The organism is Blastocatellia bacterium, from assembly GCA_035275065.1.
GTDB lineage: Bacteria > Acidobacteriota > Blastocatellia > UBA7656 > UBA7656 > DATENM01.
Map to the genome: position 1 here is coordinate 1 of DATENM010000027.1, position 26292 is coordinate 26292.

Annotated in this window: 18 protein-coding genes and 1 pseudogene; 12 read left to right on the plus strand and 7 right to left on the minus strand. The window is 60.4% G+C overall.

The features are described 5' to 3' along the window. From VJ464_04730 to VJ464_04770, 9 genes are all read left to right on the plus strand, one after another. A partial coding sequence (locus VJ464_04730; protein HKQ04411.1) for a hypothetical protein occupies positions 1 to 586 on the plus strand: 586 nt, incomplete at its 5' end. Positions 587 to 855: 269 nt separating this feature from the next. Next, entirely contained in the window at positions 856 to 1581 is a 726-nt protein-coding gene (locus VJ464_04735) for a hypothetical protein (protein ID HKQ04412.1), read from the plus strand. Positions 1582 to 1583: 2 nt separating this feature from the next. Next, positions 1584 to 3200, plus strand: coding sequence for a DUF2225 domain-containing protein (locus tag VJ464_04740; GenBank protein HKQ04413.1), 1617 nt, complete (start codon positions 1584 to 1586; stop codon positions 3198 to 3200). A 65-nt stretch (positions 3201 to 3265) separates the two neighbouring features. Then, positions 3266 to 6295, plus strand: coding sequence for a tetratricopeptide repeat protein (locus tag VJ464_04745; protein ID HKQ04414.1), 3030 nt, complete (start codon positions 3266 to 3268; stop codon positions 6293 to 6295). A 173-nt stretch (positions 6296 to 6468) separates the two neighbouring features. Next, positions 6469 to 8040: an ABC transporter ATP-binding protein gene (locus VJ464_04750; GenBank protein HKQ04415.1), complete on the plus strand. Its 1572-nt coding sequence runs from the start codon at positions 6469 to 6471 to the stop codon at positions 8038 to 8040. Between the two features lie 53 nt (positions 8041 to 8093). Further along, positions 8094 to 9188, plus strand: coding sequence for an ABC transporter permease (locus VJ464_04755; GenBank protein ID HKQ04416.1), 1095 nt, complete (start codon positions 8094 to 8096; stop codon positions 9186 to 9188). A gap of 121 nt (positions 9189 to 9309) precedes the next feature. Beyond that, the gene (locus tag VJ464_04760) at positions 9310 to 10245 is read left to right on the plus strand and encodes an ABC transporter permease (protein ID HKQ04417.1); all 936 of its coding nucleotides are present in this window, start codon (positions 9310 to 9312) and stop codon (positions 10243 to 10245) included. 88 nt (positions 10246 to 10333) lie between these two features. After that, complete coding sequence (locus VJ464_04765) at positions 10334 to 11197, plus strand: purine-nucleoside phosphorylase (GenBank protein ID HKQ04418.1); 864 nt, start codon at positions 10334 to 10336, stop codon at positions 11195 to 11197. A gap of 131 nt (positions 11198 to 11328) precedes the next feature. After that, complete coding sequence (locus VJ464_04770) at positions 11329 to 12243, plus strand: VWA domain-containing protein (GenBank protein ID HKQ04419.1); 915 nt, start codon at positions 11329 to 11331, stop codon at positions 12241 to 12243. A 356-nt stretch (positions 12244 to 12599) separates the two neighbouring features. Here the strand turns inward: VJ464_04770 and VJ464_04775 are convergent, their stop codons facing one another. From VJ464_04775 to VJ464_04795, 5 genes are all read right to left on the minus strand, one after another. Further along, positions 12600 to 14240 (minus strand): FtsW/RodA/SpoVE family cell cycle protein, encoded by a 1641-nt coding sequence (locus VJ464_04775; protein HKQ04420.1) that lies wholly within the window; start codon positions 14238 to 14240, stop codon positions 12600 to 12602. 10 nt (positions 14241 to 14250) lie between these two features. Further along, on the minus strand, positions 14251 to 16041 hold the full coding sequence (locus VJ464_04780) for a penicillin-binding transpeptidase domain-containing protein (protein HKQ04421.1): 1791 nt from the start codon (positions 16039 to 16041) through the stop codon (positions 14251 to 14253). Positions 16042 to 16134: 93 nt separating this feature from the next. Continuing rightward, on the minus strand, positions 16135 to 16920 hold the full coding sequence (locus tag VJ464_04785) for an FHA domain-containing protein (protein HKQ04422.1): 786 nt from the start codon (positions 16918 to 16920) through the stop codon (positions 16135 to 16137). A gap of 59 nt (positions 16921 to 16979) precedes the next feature. Further along, entirely contained in the window at positions 16980 to 17768 is a 789-nt protein-coding gene (locus VJ464_04790; GenBank protein ID HKQ04423.1) for an ABC transporter permease, read from the minus strand. Between the two features lie 19 nt (positions 17769 to 17787). Further along, positions 17788 to 18585, minus strand: coding sequence for an ATP-binding cassette domain-containing protein (locus tag VJ464_04795; GenBank protein HKQ04424.1), 798 nt, complete (start codon positions 18583 to 18585; stop codon positions 17788 to 17790). 374 nt (positions 18586 to 18959) lie between these two features. On the opposite strand from VJ464_04795, the pseudogene VJ464_04800 reads away from it, so the two are divergent. The 3 genes and pseudogenes from VJ464_04800 (at position 18960) to VJ464_04810 (ending at position 21517) form a co-directional block, all read left to right on the plus strand. Then, positions 18960 to 19400, plus strand: a pseudogene (locus tag VJ464_04800) (class I SAM-dependent methyltransferase). 450 nt (positions 19401 to 19850) lie between these two features. Beyond that, the gene (locus tag VJ464_04805; protein HKQ04425.1) at positions 19851 to 20666 is read left to right on the plus strand and encodes a uridine kinase; all 816 of its coding nucleotides are present in this window, start codon (positions 19851 to 19853) and stop codon (positions 20664 to 20666) included. A 20-nt stretch (positions 20667 to 20686) separates the two neighbouring features. Next, a complete protein-coding gene (locus VJ464_04810; GenBank protein ID HKQ04426.1) occupies positions 20687 to 21517 on the plus strand; it encodes a uridylate kinase in 831 nt (276 codons plus the stop codon). 13 nt (positions 21518 to 21530) lie between these two features. On the opposite strand, the gene VJ464_04815 is transcribed toward VJ464_04810, so the two are convergent. Next, positions 21531 to 23261 carry an ATP-dependent DNA ligase gene (locus tag VJ464_04815; GenBank protein HKQ04427.1) on the minus strand — a complete coding sequence of 577 codons (1731 nt, stop codon included), beginning with the start codon at positions 23259 to 23261 and terminating at the stop codon, positions 21531 to 21533. 95 nt (positions 23262 to 23356) lie between these two features. Continuing rightward, positions 23357 to 26272 (minus strand): MASE1 domain-containing protein, encoded by a 2916-nt coding sequence (locus VJ464_04820; GenBank protein ID HKQ04428.1) that lies wholly within the window; start codon positions 26270 to 26272, stop codon positions 23357 to 23359. Positions 26273 to 26292 lie beyond the last annotated feature (20 nt).

Genomic DNA, 26292 nt, shown 5'->3' on the forward strand with positions numbered 1-26292 from the left:
CTTGATTCAGCGCGATTACAGCGGGCGCTCGTTTTACGATTACTACCTGAAGCGCGGCGACAAAGAAGCCGTGCAGCACACCGAAGAGAAGAAGACCGACACCGGGCGCACGGTTTACGGCGGCGGCGGCATCGATCCCGATGTGGTCGAAAAAGTTCGCCAGAGCCCGAAAGAGCTGGAGATGCAGCGCGCATGGTTCGAGCCGGTCTTCGAGTTTGCCCGCGTGCTGGTCGCCGGCCAGTTGCCCGGCTTCCAGGAGTACAAGATCGATAAGCCGGCCGACCATCACCACCGCTTGCAAGCGAGCGAGTTTCAAGTCAGCGACAAGCTGCTTGCCGCTTTCAAAACCTTTATGACCGAGCGCAAAGATTTGAAGGCCGACCTTTCGCGCATCGACCGCGAAGGCGATTTCCTGAAGCGCTGGATTCGCTATGAGCTGGTGACGGCGGCTTACGGGACAGAGACCGCTTATCAAGTGCTGCTCGAAACCGACAACCAGGTGCAGCGGGCGATTAGCGAAATCCCCAAGGCGCGCATGATGGCCGAAGACGCGCGCCGTTCGCGCACCGGGCGCAATAACGAGTAACGCGCCGTCGCGAGATTTAACTGTAAGACAGATCGCTTATTGCCTGAGCCACCTGGCTCAGGCTTTTTTGTCGTCGGCGCTTCCCGCGTCGGCTTTACGGCGCGCCGTTCCGATGACCCATATCGCCACGCCCTTGAGTTTTCATTATCCTGTAGTAGAATTCGCACACCAATATTGCGCCGACCTCGGCAGATTGCGTTGGGGGGATGGATCAGAGGCCGTGAGCGCATCGCCCAGCGGGTGGATCGAACCCTGCAAGGAGTCTCGTTATGCCGGCATTGCTCAAAGGAGTATGGGATGCCATCGCAGATGTTAAGACGGTCATTAGTCTGACTGCCTTTGCGATGGCGGTCGTGCTGGTTGTCACCGTCGCCTATTTGCGCTCGAAGCGGCGGAAGATCCCCAACGCATTCTGGGTTGTCATTCTGGCGCTGGTGTTGATGGGCGTGGCGGCGACGCTGATTAAACCCGGAGAGGTTGATCGGCGCGGGGATGTTTACCGCGTGCGCGTCACGGTACTCAGCCCCGAACAGACGCCGGTCGAAGATGCCAAAGTCTGGTCGTCGTTCGGCGGCGAGCCGAAGAAGGTGGCCGGCGGCTGGCAATTCGACATACCGGCGGCCAGCAAGCCGCAGGACAGCCGGGTGATCTTCTACGCGACGAGAGAGAACGCCTTCCTCACCGGCAAGCAGGAAGCTCGTCTCGATAACGATTTCAACCCGGCGGTGACGATCAGCTTGCGGCACGACGATTCGGCGCGGGTGCGCGGGCAGGTGGTGGATCGAAGCAACCGGGGAATCGTGGGAGCGCGCGTCTTCGTCGTCGGCCATGAAGCCGAAGCCGTGGTCACCAAAGAAGGTGGGAACTTTGACTTGCCCTCCCATGCCGCCGTCGATCAGCAGGTATCAATCCATGCAGAAAAGGCAGGCTACAGAGGGGTGAGCCAGTGGCATCCGGCAGGCGATACTCCGGCGATCCTGACATTGGAGAGGTGAGTATGATGCGCCTCGTTTGTCTCTTGAGTTTTCTTTTCATCATGACCTTTGGCGCACAGGCGACGCTCGCTCAACAGGAGGTTCTGACTATCAATGTCGTTGACATCAAGGAACAGACGCGTCCAGGGGTGACGCTCAAGTGCAAAGAAGGCTGTCCGGCGACGACCAGCGACCCCAATGGCACGGCGGTGTTGAAGCTGATGCCGGAGAATCTGCAAGCCGGGATCGCCGAGTTACAGGTGGTCAAGCGCAGCACGGGCATTGCCTGGGTGTTGATCAGTCCGTGGGATGGCAAGTGGCCGATTGCCAAGCGCAGCCTTACCGTCGTCGTGGCGCGGCATGGCGACCGGGTGCTTCTGAGCAATGGCAAGGCCCTGGAAGCGATAGCGGCGCGTGTGCTGAAGGAAATGACGCCGAAGGCAGATCGGCAAATCTCTGACGAAGATCGCAAGCTGGTATTGAAGCAGCAAGCCGAAGCGGTCGGGTTGAAGCCTGAAGAAGTCGATCAAGCCATCCGCGAATGGGGGAAGAAGGCCACAGACCCGTATCAGCAAGGGCTGGCCGCGCTCTATGAAAAGAACCTCCCGAAAGCCGAGCAGCTACTAACACAATCCTATCAGTCGCGGAAAACGGCTTTTCAAGATACTGCGTTCTTTCTCGGCCAAGCCCTTTATGAACAGGGCAAGTACAGCGAAGCGGTTGACAAGTTTCAAGAAGTTTCCGTGCTCAAGCGAGATGAGCCAGTCGTTCTACGCTGGCTCGGAAACAGTTTGCTTGACGCGGGGCGCTACGGTGAGGCCGGACCGGTCTACCAGCGCACTCTCGACATCAGTGAGAAGGTGTTCGGCAAGGAGGACCCCCGCACCGCCATTGCTCTCAACAACTTGGCTGAATTCTATAGGATGCAAAGGCGTTTCAATGAGGCTGAGCCGCTTTTCGTGCGCGCTCTCGATATCCTCGAGAAGACGGGCGGCAAGGATGATTTCCTTACCGCTGTCACTCTCAACAATCTCGCTCTGCTTTATAGAGACCAGTCCCGCTATAATGACGCGGAGCCGCTATTCAAGCGCTCGCTCGACATCCGTGAGAAGACACGCGGCAAGGAGCATCCCTCGACTGCCACTGGGTTACGTAACCTCGGCGATTTATATGTAGCGCAGGGCCGCTATGGCGAAGCTGAGCCGCTATTGAAGTATGCCCTCGACATCGATGAAAAGAGGTTGGGCAAAGAGCATCCCGACACCGCCCTAAGTCTCAACTTTCTCGCCGCGCTCTATTATGAGCAAGGTCGCTACAGCGAAGCCGAGCCGCTTTACAAGCGCGCCCTCGCTATCAATGAAAAGGTGTTGGGCAAAGACCATCCCGACACCGCCATCGATCTTTACAAGCTTGCCGAACTATATAGATTGCAGGGGCGCTACAGCGAGGCCGAGCCGCTCTACAAACGCGCCCTCGACATCTTCGAGAGATCGCTTGGTAGTGAACATCCGAATGTGGCAACGACTTTAGAAAATTATGCCAAGCTACTACGAAAGACCGGTCGGGAAGAAGAGGCGGCGAAGGTGGAGAGCCGCGCCAAAGCGATTCGCGAGAAGGCGCAGCAGCAGCGGACGAACTAGGCAGCAAGCATGCCGGCAAACACGGGCGGGAGAAGCACTCGACACCCTTTGCAGGAGGTCAACCCATGTGGAACGCGGTGATCGTTTCATTGCTGCTCGTCGCCGGCGTCCGGCCATCGCCGGCGACGATGGAAGAGGGCTACCTCGAGCTGTATGTGAAAAGCCCGACCGGCTCGCCGGTCAGAAATCTCGCCGTCACTTGCCGCGAGCAGTGCGCTACGTCGCCGAGCGATTATCGCGGTAAAGTGCGGCTCAAACTGCCGCTGCAAATCCACTCCAATGACTGGGTGACGCTGAGCATTGTCAGGCGCGGGCGTGGCGTCGAATGGGTATTGATCAGCCCGTGGGATGATCGGGTCAACATCCCTTCGTTCACCAACCGACCCGCGAACGTGACCTCAGTGGTCGTCGTGCGCAAAGGTGACAAAACGGTTCTGCAAACCGGCGTGGTCTTGCAGTCGTTGGCGAAACGGTGTGTCGAGCGGGTGCCGTCCTCGGACAGAGGGGTGATTACGGATGAGGAGCGCAAGCTGGTACTGAATCAGCAGGCCGAGGCGGTCGGGTTAACGCCCGTGCAGGTCGATCGGGCCATCCGCGCCTGGGGCAGAAGGGCCACAGACCCGCATGACCGCGGCGTCGCCGCACTCTATGAGCAGCGGTTCCCAGAGGCTGAGGCGCTGCTGCGGCAGTCGAAGCAGATGCGGAAGGAAGCGGCGCAGAAAGCCATTGCCGAGTGGGCGGATGGCGACTTCTTCCTCGGGCAGGCGCTTTATCAGCAGGGCAAGTACGCCGAAGCGGTCGCCGAGTTTCAAGAGACCGCCTCATTAAAGCCGGACGATGTAGAAGTGTTGGGCTGGCTGGGGAGGAGCCTGACTCAGGCGGGCCGCTACGGCGAGGCCGAGCCTTTGCTACAACGCGCCTTGGCCATGACTGAAAAGGCGAAGGGAAAAGATCACCCCGACACCGCCACCATGCGCAACAATCTTGCCGCGCTCTATAAAAACCAGGGGCGTTATGGCGAAGCCGAGCTGCTGGTGCAGCAGGCCATCGACGCGGTCGAGCGGGCATTCGGTGGAAAGCATCTGTACATCGCTGCCGACCTCGGCCTACTGGCCGGCCTATACAAGGCGCGGGGGCGTTACGCCGACGCCGAATTGCTTTTCAAGCGCGCCATGGAAATCAATGAGAAGGAGCTGGGCAAAACGCACCCATTGACGGCGACCAGCTATGATAATCTGGCGACGCTCTACAAGGTGCAGGGGCGCTATGGCGAAGCCGAGCAGATGTGCAAGCGCGCCCTTGATATTTACGAGCAGAAGCTAGGCGAAGACCATCCCGATACGGCGACCTGCCTGAACAATCTGGCCGGCATCTACAAAGACCAGGGGCGCGACACCGAGGCCGAGCAGCTCTACCAGCGCGCGGTCGTCGCAACGGAGAAAGTCCTGGGCAAAACGCACCCATCGACGGCGACCAGCTATGATAACCTGGCGGCGCTCTATCAGGCGCAGGGGCGCTATGACGAAGCCGAGCGGCTGTGCAAGCGCGCCCTCGACATCTACGAGAAGGCGCTCGGCGACCATCATCCCGACACGGCGATCTGCATGAGCAACCTTGCCAACATCTACACAGACCAGGGGCGCTACGCCGAAGCCGAGCCGCTCTGCAAGCGCGCCCTCGCGATCGAGGAGGAGGTGCTGGGCAAAGACCACGCTGCGACGACCGCCAGCCTTAACACCCTTGCACGGCTCTACTTGGCTCAGGACCGCTACGGCGAGGCCGAGCCGCTGTTCAAACGCGCCCTCGACATCCGCGAGAAGGCGCTCGGCAAGGATCACCCCGACCTCGCCGTCAGTCTGAACGACCTGGCGTCGCTCTATGAAGCGCAGGGGCGCTATGGCGAGGCCGAGCCGCTTTACCGACACGCGCTCGACGTCACTGAAAAGGCACTGGGCAAAAGCCAGCCCGCCACGGCGACTCTGCTCGATAACCTGGCCATGCTCTATTTCACGCAACAACGCTATGGCGAGGCCGAGCCGCTTTGCCGGCGGGCGCTTGAGATTCGGGAGAAGGCACTCGGCGAGCAGTATCCCGACACCGCCACCAGTCTCGGCACTCTCGCCCTGATCTACACGGCGCAGAACCGGTATGAAGAGGCCGAGCCGCTGTTCAAACGCGCCCTCGACATTACCGAGAAGGTTAAGGGCAAAGACCACCCTGCCGTCGCCACCAATCTCAACTCCCTGGCCGAGCTTTTTAAAGCGCAGGGGCGTTATGGGAACGTCGAGCCGCTTTATAAGCGCGCCATCGACATCGTAGAGAAGACGCTTGGCCAAGACCATTTCCGTCTCGTCGGCCATCTCAGAGGTCTCGCCTCGCTGTACCGACTGCAAAGGCGCTTCGACGAAGCTGAGCCACTATTCAAGCGCGCCATCGCCATCGCCGAGAAGAACATCGGCCAGGACAACTCGCTGATCGCCGACATCCTTAACAGCTTCGTGCTGCTCTATTACGACCAGAAGCGTTATGCCGAGGCCGAGCCACTCGGTCGGCGCGCCGTCGCCATCGCCGAGAAGGCCGATGGCAAGGACGATCCCCACACGGCTGCCCCGCTGGCCAGCCTCGCACTGGTCTACAAAGGGCTGAAGCGCTACAGCGAGGCCGAGCCGCTCTACAAACGCGCGCTGGCGATCAAAGAGAAGGAACTCGGCAAAGACCATCCCAACGTCGCTACCCTCCTGAACAACCTAGCGGTGTTCTATGAGGAGCAGGAGCGCCACGCCGAGGCCGAGCCACTATTCAAGCGCGCGCTCGCCATTTATGAAAAGACGCTGGGCGATGACCACCCGCTCACCGCCAATACGCTTGACAATCTCGGCATGCTCTACGCCCGGCAAGAGCGGTACGGCGAGGCCGAGCCCCTCCTGCGGCGTGCCCTCGCCGCACGTGAAAGGGTGTTCGGTAGGGACCATTGGAGCGTCGCGGTGGTTTTACAGAACTACGCCTTTGTCCTGCGAAAGATGAATCGAGAAGAAGAGGCGGCGAGGCTGGAAGACCGCGCGAAAGCGATTCGCGAGAAGGCCAGGCCGCAGTAGATGCGCTCGGTCGCCGGCACGGACGCGCGGGCGCGAAAGCCTGCGGGATGATTTTTTCACCCTCTGTCGATGCCTTGGCTTTGCAACGCGGCGCGAATTGGTTATCATTTCGCCGCCTCGTTTCGCTTCCGCCCGCGGCCTTCGGCGGCGGCGCTTTCAGTACCCGACAAGCTATGAGCGAAGCCATCAAGTACGCCGTCGAGATGCGCGGCATCACCAAACGGTTTGGTGAGGTCGTCGCCAATCGCAATCTCAACATCGCCGTGCGCGACGGCTCGATTCACGCCATCATCGGCGAGAACGGCGCCGGCAAGTCTACGGCGATGAATATTCTGTATGGCTTCTATAATCCCGACGAAGGCGAAACCCTCATTGACGGCCAGCCGCGCGCCATTCGCACACCGTCGGATGCCATCGCCCTCGGACTCGGCATGGTGCACCAGCACTTCATGCTCGTCGAGCCCTTGAGCGTCACTGAAAACATCATTCTTGGGGCCGAGCCGACCGCCGGTGTGGCGATTGATTATAAGCGCGCCCGGCAGCGTGTCCGCGAAATCTCAGAGCAGTATGGCCTGCGCATTGATCCCGACGCGCGCGTCGGCTCGCTGTCGGTTGGCCAGCAGCAGCGCGTCGAAATCCTTAAGACCCTTTACCGCGGCGCGCGCATCCTGATCCTTGACGAGCCGACGGCGGTGCTGACGCCGCAAGAGGTCGGCGAGATGTTCGCCATCCTGCGCGGCCTGCGCGAGCAGGGCAAGACGATCATCATCATCACCCACAAGCTTCAGGAAGTGCTGGCGCTTTCAGACAACATCACGGTGATGCGCGACGGTGAAGTTGTCGGCAATCTGCCGACTGCGGAAGCCAGCGCCGAAGGGTTGGCGCGCCTGATGGTTGGACGCGAAGTGCTGCTGCGCGTCAAGAAGGACGAAGCCCGCCCGCGCGATGTCGTGCTCAGTGTAAAGAACCTCACATTGAGAAATGCTGACGGCGGCACGGCGCTCGGAGCCCTGTCGTTTGAGGTGCGCGCCGGAGAAACGCTCGGCATTGCCGGTGTCGAAGGCAACGGCCAGACGGAGCTGATTGAGATACTCGCCGGTCTTCGTGCGTCAACCAGCGGTCAGGTGCTGTTCGATGGTCAACAGATCAACGCGCTCGACCCGCGCGAGCGCAAGCGGCACGGCATCGCTCATATCCCTGAAGACCGCCACCGGCGCGGCTTGCTGTTGTCGTTCGATCTGGCAAGCAATTCGATTCTGGGGGTTCACGCCGACGCGCCGATTTCTGGTGCTGTGTTGTTAAACCAAAAAGTCATCAATGACCGCGCCGCCCGCATGGTGAAAGAATTCGACGTGCGCCCGCCGAACATCGCGCTGCCCGCGGGCGCGTTGTCGGGCGGCAATCAGCAGAAGCTCATCGTCGCGCGCGAGTTCGACATCAAGCCGAAGCTGCTGCTGGTCTCGCAGCCGACGCGTGGCGTTGACATCGGCGCGACGGAGTTCATTCACCGCAAGCTCATTGAATTGCGCGATGCGGGCTGCGCCGTGCTGCTGGTCTCAGCCGAGCTTGAGGAAGTCCTGAGCCTGAGCGACCGAGTCATCGTCGTCTACGAGGGCCGCATTGTCGGCGAGGTTGATCCGAAGACGGTCGGCGAGGAAGAGATCGGCATGATGATGACCGGCGGCCAGATGCGACGCGGAGACGCGGGGACGCGGGAACACGGGGAAAGAACGCAACCAGAATAATTCTGTTCCTCTCCGCGTCGCCGTGTCGCCGCGTCTCCGCGTCAATACAAACCATGAAGAAACTCTTTCAAGAACTGCTCTTCCCGCTCATCGCCGTCGTCGCGGCGTTTTTGGTCGGCGGCATTATCGTCTGGCTGGTCGGCGATAGCCCGCTGCTGGTTTATGAGTTGTTCTTTTCGAGCGTTTTCGGCTCGACAGACGGCATCGCTTATACCTTATTCAACGCAACGCCGCTTATCTTCACAGGGCTGGCGGTGGCGGTTGCCTTCAAGTGCGGGCTGCTCAACATTGGCGCCGAAGGCCAACTGACGGCGGCGGCCTTCGCTACCGCATGGGTTGGCTTGATGCTGCCGACCTGGCCGGCCTGGATCGTCGTGATGCTGGCGGCGCTTGCGGCCATCGCCGTAGGCGGCATCTGGGGCGGCATCCCCGGCCTGCTCAAAGCGCGCTTCGGGGCTCACGAAGTCATCACCACCATCATGATGAACTTCATCGCGGTGGCGATTGTCAGCTACCTGACGCAGTACCATTACCGCCGGCAGGGCGACCCGATCTTAGAGACTCTGCCGATTGCCGAGATCAAAGACGGCGCGCTCGTCGGGCCGCACATTCCGCGAATGCACGCGCTGCTCGCGCCGCTGGGCATCAACTTCCCTGAGCGCTTGCCTCTGAACCTCGCGTTCTTCCTGGCGATCCTGGCGTGTGTGCTGGTCTACGTCTTTCTCTGGAAGACCAAATGGGGTTACGAGCTGCGGGCCGTGGGCATCAACCCTTCGGCGGCGGAATACGGCGGCATCTCGGTTGCGCGAAACACGATTCTGGCGATGGCGCTATCGGGTATGCTCGCCGGCATGGTCGGCATCAACGAAGTGCTCGGATACCGCTATCGTTATTACGACGGCTTCTCCGCCGGCTTAGGCTTCACGGGCATCGCCGTGGCGCTGCTCGGGCGCAACCATCCGGTCGGGGTTTTTTTTGCGGCATTGCTGTTTGGCGCGCTCGACCGCTCCAAGCTGTTCATCGACATCTTCACTGATAAGATATCGAAAGACTGGGTGGTGATCCTGCAAGCGATCATCATTCTCTTTGTCGCCTGCGAAGCGGTCTTCCGTGGCGGCGCCCGGCGGCTGATGCGGGGGAAGGTGTGACCGGAAGAAGTCAGGAGTCAGGAGTCAGAATGAAAGAGGAAGTCGGCGGCAGTGAGTGTACTCGTCGCGCCTCCCCTCTTATTCTGACTTCCGACTCCTGACTCCTGACTCCTGAGAGCTTATGCGAAACATCATCAATCTTTCATTGCTGGCATCAATGATCCGGCTGGCGACGCCGCTGATACTGGCGGCGCTCGGCGGCTTATATTCTGAGCGCAGCGGCGTCATCAACATCGCGCTCGAAGGCATCATGCTGGCGGGCGCATTCACGGCCGCGGCGGTCACAGTCTTCACGCACAACCCCTGGATCGGGATGCTGACGGCGATGATTGCTGGTTTACTGGTGGCCGGCATCCATGCAGTCGCTTCGATTCAGTTCCGTGCAAATCAGGTGGTTGTCGGCACCGCCATCAACATACTTTTCATCGGTGTGCCGGCGCTGGTCTCTGGCGCCTTGTTTGAATCTACAGGCTCGACGCCGCAATTGCCCCGCGAGCAGACGCTGCCGGATTGGAACATTCCCGGCATTGACCGTATCCCCGTCTTAAGCCAGTTGTTGTCAGGCCACAAACCCATCGTTTATATCGCCCTGCTGGCGGTGCCCATCACTTATTACGTGTTGTTTCGGACGCGCTTCGGTTTGCGTTTGCGCGCGGTCGGCGAGAACCCTGAGGCCGCCGACACCGCGGGCGTCAGCGTTGCGGGGATGCGCTATGCGGGCGTACTGCTGAGTGGCGTGCTTGCGGGGCTGGGCGGCGCTTACCTGTCCATCGGGCAGAACTCGCTGTTCACACGCAATATGACTGCCGGGCGGGGCTTCATTGCGCTGGCGGCGCTGATCTTCGGCAAATGGCACCCGGTGGGCGCGTTCCTGGCCTGCCTGTTATTCGGGCTCGCTGATGCCGTCGCGATTCGCATGCAGGGTGTCGTCAATATCCCCGTCCAGTTCATTCAGATCATCCCGTACGTGCTGACGCTGGTGGTGCTTGCCGGGTTCATCGGGCGCGCTATCCCGCCGCGCGCTATCGGCGAGCCTTATGTGAAAGAAACCCGCTAGAAAGGAAAGGGAGCTGCGGGCAGGGAAGATAAGGAGTGAATAGCTAACCTTCGCTTCTCCCTTGCCCGTTGCTTCTTGGCGCAGAGTGATGTCCATACCACTTTACGACAGAGCGACTGAGGCGGCGCGATACATCAGCGCAAAAATACTGACGCGCGCGCCGCGCGCTGCCATTGTCCTTGGGTCTGGCCTCGGCGGTGTCGCCGACGCCATCGAAGCCGCCATCGAAATTCCTTATGATGAGATTCCATTCTTCATGCGCTCAACGGTCGAGGGCCATGCCGGAAAATTGATCGCCGGCTCGCTCGGCGGCGTTGATGTGATTGCCATGCGTGGTCGCTTTCATTTTTATGAAGGCTACGGCATGGAAGAAGTGACCTTTCCGGTGCGCGTCTTCGCCGTAATGGGCATCAAGACACTGGTGCTGACGAACGCGGCGGGCGGCACCGCGCCGCACCTTGGGCCAGGGTCCCTGATGGTCATCACCGATCATATTAATATGATGGGCGACAATCCATTGCGTGGCGAGAATGATGCGCGCTTTGGCCCGCGCTTCCCTGATATGACGAGTGTGTATACGCCGGAGTATATCCAGATCGCTCACGAAGTGGCGCGCGAGATGGGGATCACCCTTGCGGAAGGTGTCTATCTGGGACTGCGCGGCCCATCGTATGAAACCGCTGCTGAAGTCAGACTATTTACGAAATTCGGCGGTGACGCGCTCGGCATGTCTACAGTCCCCGAAGCGATTGTCGCTCGCCACTGCCAGATCAACCTGCTCGCCATTTCCTGCATCACCAACGCTGCCGCCGGGATGACCAAACAAGCGATCAATCACGAAGAGGTTATGGAAGTCGGCGGGCGCGCCGGTCGTCAGCTCGGTGAGCTGATTATGCGAGCCGTGCCTCGACTGGTCACCACCGATCCAACCGATTTGACGAATGACGAGTAAGGTCAATTCCTCGCCTGTCATTATTGTTGCGTGGCGCGCAGGGCTTCTGGAATAATCACAGGGAGCGAAAGCTGCCGGTGACCTCGACGCCGCAATGTTTTTTGACCTTTCGCTCGGCAGGGAGTCTCACAATGCGCGCGATCCGTTACACATTCCTCGCACCATTAATCGCTCTGGTTCTGGCCCCGACTGCGATCATTGTCGAGGCGCAGTCCGGCAAAGGCAACGTTGCCTCGCGACGGACGGTGACTCTAAACGTGATCGTCCACGCGCCCGAAGGGCGCAATGTGACACGTGAAGACTTTGACCTTTATGATGGCGGCAATCCGCAGGAGATCGAGAGCTTTGCGAAGCTCGACAGCGGTTCGCGCATCGTCCTGATGATCGACAGCAGCGCCTCGTTGCGGGCGGAACTGCCGGCCTTGCAGAAGGCTGCCGAGGCAGTTGTAGATGAGCTTTTTGCGGACGATCAAATGATGATCGTCGGTTATAACGAGGCGGCTGAGATTGTCGAAGACCTGACCCCCGACCTCAAAGCGTTGCAGGCCGCATCGGCGAAGATCATCCGCAAGGGTGTGCCGAACCTTTATGACGCGTTGATTGCGGTGTCGGACTCGCTGGCGGCAGCGGCAAAGTCTGGGCTAGAGAAGCGGGCCATCATACTTGTCAGCGATGGCTATGACAGTGAAAGCAAGACGAAGTTTGCCGACGCCCTGCGCGCCTTACAGGACGAAAACATTGTCCTTTATGCTTTGCAGGTTAGCGACCGGACGCACGGCGCGTTGATGCGCGATAAGCCGAAACCGCCAGCGGCTTTGGAACAGATGACCGCGGCGACTGGCGGTTCAGTCTTTCCTTTCGACAAAGCCGAAGATGCGGCCAAGAGCATTGCCGACGACCTGCGCAAAAACTGGTATCGTCTGGTTTATGTGCCGGCAGGGGTGACGACCTTCGACGCCCGGCGATTGTTGCTGATGCCGCATGACGAGAAGATTCAGATGAAAACCAAGAGCCTGCATCCATCCAAACTGCGCCCCTTACACTGAATCGGCCACCTCGGCTTCTCCCGACTGAAAAGCGAAAATGGACGCCCTGGGCAATAGGCGACAGCGTTGGAATTCGCCTCGGGGAGTTTTTAGACAAAAGAAAAAGGCATCGGAAATATCCGATGCCTCTTGGCCCCTCAGGTTGTATCTGTCGAGCATCAATGGGTGGGTGATGCTCTTAATGCTGTCTTTTACTTGAGCAACCGACGTGCCGTTGTTGGAGTCGGCTCGGAATTACCACCTAAGTATTGAAATAACATCAAATCGACGGTCAGTCCGGCAAACTTCAGGCTATTCATCAAGCTTACGAAATGAGACAAGAATGCGCATTGATGCGTTAGCCTGTCGCAAATAAGCTATCGGACTGGAACAAACTGCGGCTGATGCTCTGTCACCGGGCGCGCCACGGCGTTGCGGTGCGAGAGCGCCAGCAGGATGCCAAGCATGGCGAATGAGGTGATGAGCGACCAGCCGCCATGGCTGACAAACGGCAGTGTGATCCCGGTCATCGGCAGGAAGCGCAGCACCCCGCCGACGTTGACGATGGCCTGAAAGCCGATGAAAGCGGTGAAGCCAGCGGCCAGCAACTTGGTGTACATATCGCCTGCGCCGATGCTGATGGCCGTACCCGCGATGACGAATACGGCTAGCGCAAGCAAGATGGCCAGCCCTCCTAATAATCCCGTCTCTTCGCCCAGCGCCGCGTAGATGAAATCCGAGTCCGAGATGGGCACCGTTTCCGGGTAACCCAGTCCGAGCCCTTCACCGCTCACCTGGCCTTCGTTAATGCCGAACAGCCCCTGAGATTGTTGAAGCACTTTGTCATTCCACGCCTCTTGATTGCGTTGCGCGATCTCTTGCGGGTCGCTCGGGTTGGGCAGATTTTTGGCCTTCAAGTAGCGCTCATAATCGCGCTTCCACCACCAGGTTTCGGGTGCAGGCGGCTCCCAGGTATGCACCCACTGATAGAAACGGAAGTAGACGCGTCCCGGTATCCCCGCGCCGGAAGCAATCTTCGATGCGCCGAAGAACAGCACAAAGACGCTGGCGACGACAACGAAGGCGTAGGCGAGTTGCAGGCTCTTGCGCACCGCGACGACATAGAGCATCAGGTAAACTCCGAAGAAGACTAGCATCTGCCCGAAGTCTGACAGCGCGAAGAAAGGCACGACCGGCATCGCCGCGATCAACAGAAAAGGCAGCAGGTAGCGCGCCGGCGGCAACCCCCAGCGCGTCCGCCGCAAGTGGCGATACGAGTCGGCAAGTATGCCTGCAAAGCTCAGAAGGAAGAAAACCTTGACGCCTTCCCAGGGCGTGGTCTGCCCCATGAACTTGCCTTCGTCGCTCAGAAAGGCGACGACCGCGAAGGGAATCATTGTCGCGATGCCAATGATCAGCGCATGGCTCTGGAACCACAGCAGCACTCGATCATTGCGAAACAGCCGGTAGCCGACGGCGAAGGCGAGCAATCCGAAAATGGGAATCCAGGTATTCACCGATTTAAGAATGTCGAAGAAGCTGCGCTCATAGACCGGCAAGGTGTTAACCGCGGGCTTCTCGGGAACCTTGTCCGGCGAGCCGAAGAGCGCCGTCTTCTTGTCATCGTCATATCCGGTCTCGACATTCAGCAGTCTGACGGTCTGCGCTTTATACTCGCGCGCCTTGACGCGGTCGGCGCCGCGCGCGCCGTACTCCGGGTCAGAGAAAAGCCTGAATTGCATCAACAGGCCGGCGGCGAACAGGAAGACCGAGGCGGTCAGCAACAGCATTTCGCCGCGGTGGCGCTGTCTGCGCGTCAGCCAGAAGAAGAGCGCGACGATGGGGATGAACAGCGCCAGGTCACGCGCCGCCACCGTCTTGCTCGGATCATAGCCGTGCAGGCGGCCAGACCAGATGACCGCGACGTAGCCGATGATACACGCCACGAAGATAGCGGCGGTCAGTATCAGGTGCAATGACGGGCTTGTACGATTCAGTTTCGGAGGTGTGTTCTGCATGCCTATCCCTTTAGTGACTTGTTCGTTGTACGGGCCGTGTGGCGGCTGGCGGCGCAGGGGCGGTGCCAGCGGTGACGTATCCAAGCTGCGCGGCTTTATCGATCAGCTTGACGGCGATGGGCGCGGCGGCCTTAGCGCCCTGGCCTCCGTTTTCGACGACCACGGCATAGACGATTTGCGGGTTATCCGCGGGCGCGAAGCCGACGAACCACGAATCGGTCAGCCCCTCGGTTTTGTAGTGCTTGTCGCCATCCTTTTCGACATAATCAAGCACACGTTTGCCTTGATTGTCATAAACCGGGACGACGCGGTCGGCGGTGCCGGTCTTGCCTCCGGCAGTGATTCGCCCGCGCAGCGCCGCGAACGCGCCCGAAGCGGTTCCGCCTTCGACAACCTGACGCATCAAGGCGCGGACCTGAGCCGCGGTCTGTGGCGTAACGAATTGACTTAAGACTTTGCGCGGCGCGCCGGGCTCGAATGTCGGCGCGACGAAATTGCCGTCCGCGCCGGCAACCGCCGAGGCGATCAGCGCCATGCCCATCACCGTCAGGTCGTCGTATCCCTGGCCAAAACTCTGCAAAGCGACATCGTATGCCGTTGCCTTTGCAGACAGGTTCATCTTGGTCATCGGCGGCGCGAAAACATAATCAAAGCGATCCTGCCTGCCGTGCAGAATCTCCCATATCTTATCCATTCGTGGAATGCCTTCATCAGGGGCGATCTGCATCATCATGCGCCTGGCATAGCTGGCCAGCCGCTCTTTGCCGAGTTTCAATCCGAGCTGCGCGAAGTACTGATTGCATGACACCTTGAAGGCATCGGCGAGGCCGAGGGTTCCGTGAACTTCACCCTCGAAGTCGCGAATCGCGCGCCCCGATCCGGGCGGCGTGAAGCCTTCGGCAGTGCAGGTGAATTGCTCCTGGGTGACGCCGCTATCAATGGCGACGGCGGCGATGAAGGTCTTGAAGGTCGAGCCCGGCGCATAATACGAGGCGGCGCCGCCCGTCACCAGTGTGCCGAGCGCGCGGTTGACCAGCGGCGAAATCAGCGGCGCATTTTCGGCCTGATCGCTCATGCGCTGCCAGGTGCTGGCGTCGTTGATCGAGCGCGGCTCGAAGCTCGGCGCGCTCGCCATAGATAAGACCTCATTGTTGGGCAACAGCAGGACGATGGCGGCGGCGCGTTTGCCCGTGGCTTGCAGCAGGCCGTAGGTCTCGCGCTGCAAGGCGGCGTCAATCGTAACCTTCAAGTCCTGGCCGACCGGCGTCGGCGAGCTCATCTTGTTGTAGGTGCTCGCGGGCTCGGTCAGCCAGTCGCGGTAGGCGTACTCCATGCCGCCGGCGCCGAAAATGAAATCCGAATAACCGGTCAGGTGAACCGCCGCGGCGCCGAGCGGGTAATCGCGCGTGATGATGCCGGCGTCATTGCGATAACGGATCAAGGCGTTTTCGAGCTTGCCGCTGCGGTCAAAGACCCAACCTTTCAGGCCGGCTTCGGCGAGCCGCAGGTTGCGCGCGTCGTTGCGCTTGGCCTTGGCGAAAACACTGTCCTTCGCATCGGCCTTGAATACCCAGTAGGCATGAAAGCCGAAGACCGTGGCAAGCAACAGCAGCAGAACGTAGCGCAAGGCGACGAGCCAGCGGTTAGTTGCCGCCGGGCCGAATTCGCGAATGTCTTCGGGCATCGCGCCCAGGTCGCTGATGGGCGGAGAGCGGTGGCGCCATGCCGCTAACATCAGCAGCAAGGCGATAAGCAGGACGAGGGCGATGAAGATAATCGTAAGGAGACGTGGAATCCACATGCAGGCTGATCCTCTGACGCGACAAGGCGCGCAACCAGAATAGGTAGTCCGGTAAAATCAGGCGTCCACGCTACGCAAACAATTGAGCAGTCGTCACTCTACTTCGATCAAAGACAGTCGCAAATCTCCTACGCCGAGCACGTCACCGGGGTTCAATGGGCGTGCTTCGGTGGCGGCGAGCGCCTGACCGTTGACGGTCGTGCCGTTGGCGCTGCCGAGGTCGGCGACGACGACCTGACCGCCGGGCTTTAAGGCCAGCGAGCAGTGCAGGCGGGAAACGCTCTTGTGGTCAAGTTGCAAGGCATTGCCTGCCGTCCGACCGATGGTCGCGGGCGCGGAATCGGCTTTGAGCGTGATGCGATAGCTGCGCCCGTCGCTGTCTTTTAGTTCCAGGGTCTTTTCGGTGCGCGAGGCTGGTGCGGGCTTCGCCGATCCGCTGGGCGAGCCCGTTTCTGGCGCAGGGTCGCCGTCAAAGTACCCTCTGACTGATGTCGCTTTGGCGAACAGGTCACTGGTCGCTTCGACCGTGTAAGGCGCCAGCGTGGAGTAGCGGCGGTTGACGATGAATTCGTAGGTCGCGGCCTTCAGCTCTTTGGCGAGCGCGTCGAGGTATTCCTGGCTGATCTCTGTGGCGCGCTCGTAAGTGAAGCCGACGCGGATGCGATTGGGGGCGATGCGTTTGACGCCCTCGGAGTCGGGTCGCAGGTTGGCTTCGATTTCGCGTTCAATGCGGGCCGTCAGGCTGCTGACTTCGCGATAACTCAATGCCGCATCGGCGCGGCCTCCGAGCTTGCTGTCAACGGTCGAGCCGAGCCGCTCAAGCACCCGCCGGGCGAGCTGCTCGGCCTTGTCAAGCACGCTGTCGTTCTTGTCGGCCATGCGATGGAAAGTATAGCACAGCACTTGAAGGCCGAAACAAGCCGACCTGCCAGGCCAGATCAGAGAACGACTCGCGGATAGAGCCGCGCGCCGATCAGCACCAGCACAAACGTCAGGCCGAGCAGGATGCCGAAATCGAGGCCGAGGCCGAACTCACCCTGCCAACCGCGAATCATTAGAGCGCGCAGCGCGTCCACTTCGTAGGTTAGCGGGTTGACTGCCGAGACCACCCGCAGCCATCCGGGCATTAGCTCGATGGGATAGATGGCATTGCTCGCAAAGAACAAGGGCATGGTCAAGACCTGGCCGATGCCCATGAAACGTTCGCGTGTCTTCACCAGACAGGCGACGATCAGCGAAAAAGTAGAGAAGAGAGCCGAGCCGATAAACACCACTACAAGCACGCCGGCCAACGCCAGGGGGTGCCAGTTCAGCTTGACGCCGAGCAACAGCGCCAGTGCGTAAATGATCAACGCTTGCGACAGCGCGCGCACGCCCGCAGACAACGCTTTGCCCAGAACCAGCGCGGCTCGCGGAGTCGGGCTGACGAGGAATTTATTGGTAATGCCGAGGTCACGCTCCCAGATAATGCTGATGCCGTAGAAGATCGCTACAAAGAGGACGCTCTGGGCGAGGATGCCGGGGGCGAGAAAATCGCGGTAGGCGATCTCGCCGGTTGGAATGGCGCGGGCGCGGGTCAGGACTTCACCGAATAAGACGAACCACAAGACCGGCTGCGCCGCGCGTGTCAGCAACTCTGTGAAGTCGTGGCGCAGCTTGCGCACCTCAAGCTCGGCAATCGCCAGCGTTTTATTGACGAAGCCCTTGAGGCTGGCAGACGGACTCAGACGCGCAGCCGCAGCGACGCTATCCCAGTCGTCGGGCCGCGCGCCTTCCTCTTGAAGTCTCACGATAGCCGCTCCCCGATTCCAGGCTGTCGCCTGCAAAGTGAATGAAGACTTCGCCCAGCGTCGCCTCCGGTTTCCCGATGACGGCTTTAAGGCGAGCCGGCGTGTCGGCGATCACCACCTTGCCCCGATGCATGATGGCGATACGATTGCACAGGTGATCCGCTTCTTCCATGTCGTGCGTCGTCAGAAAAATCGTCGTGCCATATTCGTCGCGCAGCCGCTCGATATGCCGCCAGACCGCCTGACGCGCCAGCGGGTCGAGTCCGCCCGTCGGCTCGTCAAGAAACAACAGGCGCGGGCGGTGCAGAGTGGATTGAGCAATCTCAAGACGGCGGATCATGCCGCCTGAGTATTGCCTGACCAGTTTGTCGGCGGCCTCGGTCAGTCCGACCATTTGTAATGCTTCTGACAATCGCGCCTCTCGCAGTCGTGGCGGAATGTCGTAGAGCTTGGCGAAGATTAGCAGGTTTTCGTACCCCGTGAGCGAGCCATCAACCGAGACGAGCTGCGGAACATAGCCGATCAAGCGCCGCACGGCACCCGACTGTTTCAGCACGTCCAGCCCGGCGATTGATGCTTGGCCTGATGTCGGCGGCAGCAGTGTGGTCAACATCTTGATGACGGTCGTCTTGCCGGCGCCGTTTGGCCCCAGCAGGCCAAACGCCTCGCCCGGCTCTATCGCGATTGTCAGGCCATCAACCGCCGTGAGCTTGCCATATTTTCGAGTGAGCGCCGATGTTTCGATTACCTTCATCCTGGGTCTCGCGCGAGGCGTCTGCGTCAGTTCGGTTTGCAAACGACCCTGCGAGCCTAATGGATTGCGCGGACTTTTCGCAACCGTATCGAGGCGGCAGCGCTCCATCGGAACTGTAATTGGCTTAACAGTACACAGGGCCTATTCATTCTCGAATAGCCATCGGATATAAACCGCCAAGACGCCAAGACCGCCAAGAGAACACAAAGTTCCTCTTGGCGGTCTTGGCGTCTTGGCGGTTCAAGTCTGGAGAATGAATAGACCCTGAACAGTACAGCCCTTCATTGCGTCCCCTGGTTTGCAATGCTATACTCAGCCCCCATCTTAGGTTTTAGGCAGAGCTTCATACGGATAAGGGAATAGCGTTAACTGTCATGAGCAAAGACGACGAGGCATGGTCTGAGCCACCTGCCAATAGCAACTCTGAGTTGTTCGATACGCAGGCTGCCGGCTTTGACGAGCGCGCCGGGTTGTCTGCCGATGTTTGCCGACAGATCGCTCGCAAAGTGATTGAGCTTGGCGAGGTCGCACCGGAGGACCTGCTGCTTGAAATCGGCGCGGGCACCGGCCAGATCGGTCAATGGCTCGGCGCAAGGGCGCGCTATGTCGGCCTTGATCTGTCTGCCGGCATGCTTTTGGAATTCGCTCGCCGGTTAACCGGGAGCGAGGCCACAGGGACGCTGATTCAGGCGGATGCAAACCTGGCCTGGCCGGTTGTTGATGGCATGACGCGAGCCATTTTCGGCTCGCGGGTATTACACCTTCTCAATCCTCAGCGTGTCGCCGACCAGGCCACGCGCGTTGCTTCGCCCAAAGGCGCTACCTTGATCATCGGACGCATTAAGCGTCACCCCGACAGTGTTCGCGCGCGCATGGCGAGTGAGATGAATGAGCGGTTGCGCCGCCGTGGATATGAAACGCGCCGCGGAGAGCAAGGCGACCGGCAGCTTATCGAAGCGTGTTGCGAGCGCGGCGCTCAGCCCTTGCCGACTGTGACGGTGGCGTCATGGCAGTCATCCGGCAGCCCGCGCCAATCACTGGCGTCGTGGCGCTCGATACAGAAAATGGGTGGACTGCCGCTCGCCGCGCGATTGCGCAACCTGGTGCTTGACGAATTAGAAGACTGGGCAAGGACAGTGTTTGGCGAGCTCGACGAGCCGGTGGCCTCGGAAGAGACTTACGTGTTAAAGGTTTTGCGCTTTCCGCCTTCACCCGTCAAAAAGCGGTTGCTGGTCACCTCCCCCAAAGATAAAGAGCGATCACCTATGCAGAACGAACTTCTTACAGACCTCGGCAAATCGTTACTCGTTGGATCGCTCGATGACGAGCGACTGATGGCACAGACCGGCGAGCCGCCGGCCGTCCAGATTTTGCCGGAAGCCAATGTGATTAAAGTCGGCGGCCAGAGCTTCATTGATCGGGGCCGCGTCGCCGTCTTCCCGTTGATCGAGGAGATTGTCGCCAACCTCGGCCGCCATAAGATGATCATCGGCACGGGCGCGGGCACACGGGCGCGCCACGCTTACAGCGTCGGCCTCGACCTTGGATTGCCGACCGGCGTGCTGAGCGTGCTCGGCACCTTCGTCAGCATGCAGAACGCCCGGATGCTGAATTACCTGCTCGCCAAGCATGGCATTCCGTTCATCGAGCCGGCGCAGTTCGCACAGTTGCCGCATTATCTGGCCGAGCGCGGGGCCGTCGTCTTCTTTGGTATGCCGCCTTACATTTACTGGCATCAGAACCCTGCGCTGGGGCGCATCCCGCCGCACCGCACAGACACCGGCACGTACCTGGTCAGCGAAGTCTTCGGCGCGAAATCGATGATCTTCGTCAAAGACGAAGACGGCCTCTACACCGCCGACCCGAAGAAGGACCGCCACGCCCGCTTTATCCCGAAGATCACGGTGGCAGAGCTGGCGGAGCTTGACCTGCAAGACGTGGTCGTCGAGCGCAGCATTCTCGAACTGTTGCCGCGGGCGACCTATCGCCGTTCGATTCAGGTCGTGAACGGCCTGAAACCCGGCAACCTGACGCGGGCGCTCGATGGCGAGCACGTCGGCACGATCATTACCGCGGATTGATTAATCGAAAGGGGAGATCATTGAGCGAAACGTCAAAGCCAACCGATGGGCGGCAACACCTCCAATCGCTGCTGATGCGCGAAAGCCTGCTCGATAAAGAGGTGCAGCGCGGCACAGAAACCCCCGTCTTCCGCATGCTCCCTGACGCCCATGTGCTGAAGATCGGCGGGCGTTCGGTCCTCGACGCCGGGCGCGAGGTCGTCTATCCGGTTGTTGACGCCCTGGCCGAATGTCTGACGACCAAACGTTTGATCATCGGCACAGGCGGCGGCGCGCGCAGCCGCCACGTCTTCTCTATCGGCATTGACCTCGGCCTGCCGACCGGCGTGCTGGCGCAACTGGCGGCCGCCGACGCCCTGGCCAATGCCCACATCCTCGGCACACTGCTCGCCCCTCACGGGGTCGTCGCCATCCCGCCTGAAATCTTTGGACACCTGTTGCCGCTTTTCATCAAGAGCGCGCCCGGCGTCATCTTCAATGGGGTGCCGCCCTTCTCACTCTGGGAGCATCCTCCGGCCACCGGGCGCATCCCGCCGCACCGCACAGACGCCGGCGTCTTCCTGCTCGCCGAATGCTTTGGCTGCGCCTCGCTGACGCTGGTTAAAGACGTGGATGGTTTGTACACCAGTGACCCCAAGCGCGATTCGGGCGCGTCGCTGATCCGCGAAATCAGCGTCACAGAGATTCGCCAGCGCCAGTTTGAGACGCTCCCCTTCGACCGCGTCGTGCTTGACCTGCTCGACAACGCCAGGCTGCTGCGCTCGTTGCAACTGATCAATGGTCGCAAACCTGAGCTGATTGCCGCCGCGCTCAACGGCGAGCATGTAGGAACGGTTGTTTACAAAGGGTGATCTATTCAGTCTATCAACGCTTCTGGCGCTTCTGCATGGCGTACATCTTTTGAATCTCTGCGACGGTTGTGGCGTCTTCGGGGGACTTGTCCTCGCGGATGAAGCCGACGACGCGCGGGAAACGCAAGGCCAGCCCTTTGCCCGCGTCATCAAGCGCCGCCGTATGAACCGGCGAGCGTGTGATCTCGTCCGCCAGTATGGTGACGAGATGGCGCGGCTCGACCCAGACATCCGGCGACAGGCGCGAATCAACCCGCGCAGGCTTGTCGGTCACTGCCTGCTCGTCTAAGAGCTTTCTCAGCTTTATCCAGTTCGCCTCGCTGAGCCCGCTGCCGACTTTGCCGATGGTCTTGAAACTATCGGTCGCTTCGTCATAGGCCGCCGCGACGAATGAGCCGATCCCCAGGCGTGCGCGCATGCCGCGCCCACGCAGGTAGCCGACGATGATCGCATCAATGGTGTCGCTCAGCTCGCTTCCGTAGTTGCGCTTGAGCTTGATCCAGTTGTAATTTCTGCCGCCCGCCTGATAGGGCGAATCGAGCCGCTTGGCGATGATGCCTTCCTGACCGCCGCCCGTCTGTTCGTCGAAGAATTGCTGTAGGGCCTTGGCGCTGGCGACGATCTTTCGCTCGACAGGACGAATGCGGCCGTCGAAGCGGATCAGCTTTTCGAGCGCCAGGCGGCGCACCTCATAAGGCTTTGCCGTTTGATCCTTGCCGTCGGCGTAAAGCAGATCAAAGACAATGAAGGCCAGCGGCCAGGCTTCGGCCTTCTCGGCAATCTTGTGCTTGCGCTTGCGCTGGACGGTGACTTGGAAAGGATAGAACTCGCCGGTCGCCTCGTTGAAGGCCATCGCCTCGCCTTCGATGATGGCGGTGCGAGCGTTAATCTGTGCGGCCACCGCGGCGGCCAGGTCGGGGAACATGTCGGTCAGGCGTTCGAGATTGCGCGAGAAGATTTCGGCTTTGCCGCCGCGCCAATGAACCTGGCAGCGAAACCCGTCGAGCTTGGCTTCGACGGCGCAGCGCCCGAGCTTCTTAAAGATCGCTTCGGCGTCTGGCAACCGCTCGGCCAGCATCATGCGAACGGGATTGCCGACCCGCACCCTGAACCGTTTCAGGCTACCGAGGCCATGCTCGCGCAGCGTCGTCAGCACAAGTCCGAGGTCTGAGCAGAGATTGTAAGCGCGCTCGATGACTTCGCGGGCCTGCCGACTGTCGTCTTGTGTGCGTGCGACGGCTTCAATGATCGTCGGGGTGCCGACGCCGAGGCGCAGACGCCCGACGGCAAACCGTACCAGATAGCGCGCCGCGTGCGAGGCCGTCGCCTTGAGCAAGGCCGCAAGTTTCTCAACCTTCTTTTCGCTGCTTCCAGAGCCCGTCATCCGGGCGATGTCGAGCAAGCCTTCGTAGGCGCGCAGCAAGGTCAGGCGGCTCTGTCGTTTCTTCGGCAAGAGCCCTTCGGCAACCAGCCCGAGGTCGCCTTGCTTTTTGTAAAGCTTGTTGACTTGCTCGGCTGATTTGCCGGTTACCTGGGCGATGGCGGCGGCGACCATGCGCTCGCCCATGCCGAGTTGTATGCCGGCGAAGGCGGGCGCGAGCTGCGCCTCCATCAGGTAGGCAATCGGGCCGATCTCTTCGGTCGTGGCTTTCTTATAGAGACTGCCGAGCAGATCGTACATCGCCGCCCGCCCGCTCGCCTTCTCCAGCTTTTCAAGATAAATCGTCAACTCATCAAAACGCATGATTTCCTCAAGTCAGCCGCCGGCATCCATCCGATGATCAAGGGATAACTTCGAGATTGAATTGTCGCGTCCGGGGATAAAAATGTGATTGCCGCTTATGGGTCGGCGGTCGTACGTCGGCGATCATCATAAGAGGCAAGGCTGGCAATCGCGGCGATCAACTTTCTCGGCTCGGTCGGCTTGGGGAAGTAGTGTTGGAAGCCCGCGCTCAAGGCCCGCCGCCCTTCCTGTTCGCCCGCGTACCCGGTCAAGGCAATCGCAGGGATTTGCTTGCCCCGTTCTTGTGCGAGCCGCCGGGCCTTGGTTACCAGTGCGTAGCCGTCTTCATCCGGTAGACCGATATCAGAGACGAGCACGTCGGGAATCCACTGCTCGACAATCTTTAATGCCTCGGAGGTGCGGGTTGCGGTTTTGACTTCAGCGCCATGCAAATCTACAACGACGCGCAACATCTCCAGCGAATCCGGGTCATCTTCGACCAGCAGCAAACGTATGCCGAACAGCCGCCGCGCCGTGTCGCCCGGCGCGAGGGATTGATCTGACGTCGGAGCCTGCGAATGGCTCGCCCTGGCGATCAGCGGCAGCGTGACGGTAAAGGTCGCGCCGCGCTGCGGGCCATCACTATGCGCTTCGACGGTGCCGCCGTGCAACGCTGTCAGGTGGTGAACGATGGCCAGTCCCAAACCGAGCCCCCCATGTCTTCGCGTCCGCGAGCTGTCGGCCTGCCGGAAGTGGTCAAAGACGTGCGGCAAGAATTCCGCTGGAATCCCTTCGCCATTGTCCTCGACGGTGAGCCGGGCGTTGCCCTCTATAGACTCCAGGCGGCTCACGACACGCCCGCCTTTAGGCGTGAACTTGATGGCATTCGACAAAAGATTGACGACGATCTGCTGGAGGCGCTCCGGGTCGCCAGCGATGATGCAGGCGGCGCAATCGGGAATGAACTCGATGTGTGTCTCCTTGGCGGCGGCTGCCGGGCGCACCATGTCAATCGCCGCCTGGACGATCTCGCCAAACTCGACGGGGGCGCTGTTCAGACGCAGCTTGCCGGTGATGATGCGCGACACGTCGAGCAAGTCATCAACCAGTTTCGCCTGTGCCCGCGCATTGCGCTCAATCGTCTCCAGCGCGCGCCCAACGTTCGACTCGTCGAGATTGCCCTGGCGCAGCAGTTGCGCCCAACCCATCATTGAGTTCAATGGCGTACGCAGTTCATGTGAAACGGTCGCGAGGAATTCGTCTTTGACGCGGTTCGCGGTCTCTGCTTCGGCGCGCGCATCGTGCTCGCGCAAGAGCAATTGCTCGCGCTCGACTTCGACCCGCTTGCGGTCGGTGATGTCGAGAAATACGCCGATGCAGCCGCGCACTTTGCCCTGCTCGTCTTTGAGCGGGATGGCGCGGCAGAGCTCATGAATCGCTGTGCCGTCGCTGCGAACGATGGTCAGCTCTTCATCCAACATGGCGTGACCTTCGCGGCAGGCGCGCTGCATGGGCAATTCCGCCGAAGCCACTTCCTGGCCATTGCTAATGACCTTGAATGACAGGCCAAGGGCGGTTGAATGGCTCTTCGATAGGTTCTGCTGCTGCTCGCTGCCGAGCATGCGGGCAAACTCGCGGTTGCCCCAAATATCTTTGCATTGCGGATCGAGCGCGATGCCGATGCCGATGGGCGCCGTGTCAATCAACGCCTGAAATTCCTCGATGCGACGCTGCAACTCGGAGTTGAGGTCTTTGATCTGCGCCTCGGCGCGCTTGCTCTCGGTGATATCGCTCAAAGAGGCGACCCAACCGACGACGTTTCCGGTGGCGTCGCGTTCGGGTTTGTAGGCGACGCGCATGAAGCGGCTGCCGACATCCCTGTAAGGCACTTCAGCCTCGTACTCAATCGCTTCGCCCTTTAACACCCTTTCGATGTAAGGAAGGATGGTTTTGTAAGCTTCTTCACCAATCACATCCGGGATGGATTGGCCAATGATCTGCTCAGGTCGCAAGCCGAATATATCGGCGTAGGCATGGTTGGCGAAAAGAAGGCGTTGGTCTCGGCTGCAATGAGTCAGCATGACCGGGGTAATGTCAGTGATCAGGCGAAGCTGACCCTGGTTGGCGCGCAAGGCTTCTTCGGCGTGGCGGCGCTCGCTGACGATGGCGGCAAGCACCAGTGTCATGATCGCCACTGCCGCGACGAAGACTTGCAGAATCAACAGGGACTCGTTCGGCGTCGGCTCAACGAACGGGCCGTTGCCGCTCCTTGTGCCCCAGACAGCTATCGTCGCCAGTATGGCAATCGTCGTCGTCGCGCCGCGCGGCCCGAACCGGAAGGCTGCCCACAGGAGGAACGGCACGATCAAATGCTCTAAAGGGTAGCGGGCGATCCGCGGCAGCAGCCAGCCATCGAAGATGATGGCGGCGACGCTCGATGAGGAAGCGAGCAAGAGCAAGGCTTCACCAAGCCGCCTCAGTGACCAGCGCTCGGCCGGCCGGTCAAGCCAGGTCACCAGCAACGGCGTGACGACCAGCGCGCCGCCGCCATCACCGAGCCACCAGGTCAGCCAGAGCGCGCCGAAGTTATCCCACGACGCGCCGCCGAGGCAGAGGCTCAGGTTGCCGATAGTCGCGCTGACGACGGTGCTGATTGCCGCAATGACGACGAATTTCAAGATGTCGGGCGTGCGATAAAACGGGCTGCGACCGACAAAGCGGCGCAGCAGGAAGACCGCCGTAACCGCCTCCAGGGTGTTGCCGGCGGCGATGCCGCTAGCGGTGATCAAAGAAACATCGGTCGCCAAATTCACCAGCAGCGCGCCGACAGCTATCGCCGGCGCAATGCGATAGCCGAGCAGCCAGACGGCGGCGATGGCAACGCCGGTCGGCGGCCAGACGGGAGAAACATTGGCGTGAAGAAAGGCGAGCGATAAGCCCAGCCGCGCGGAGCCGAAATAGACGGCGCAAACGGCCAGCAGCAACAGCGGGTAAAGGATTGGCCTGGATTTCGTAGCCGGCTCTCGGATCATCTGACTTCAAGGATTGAGAG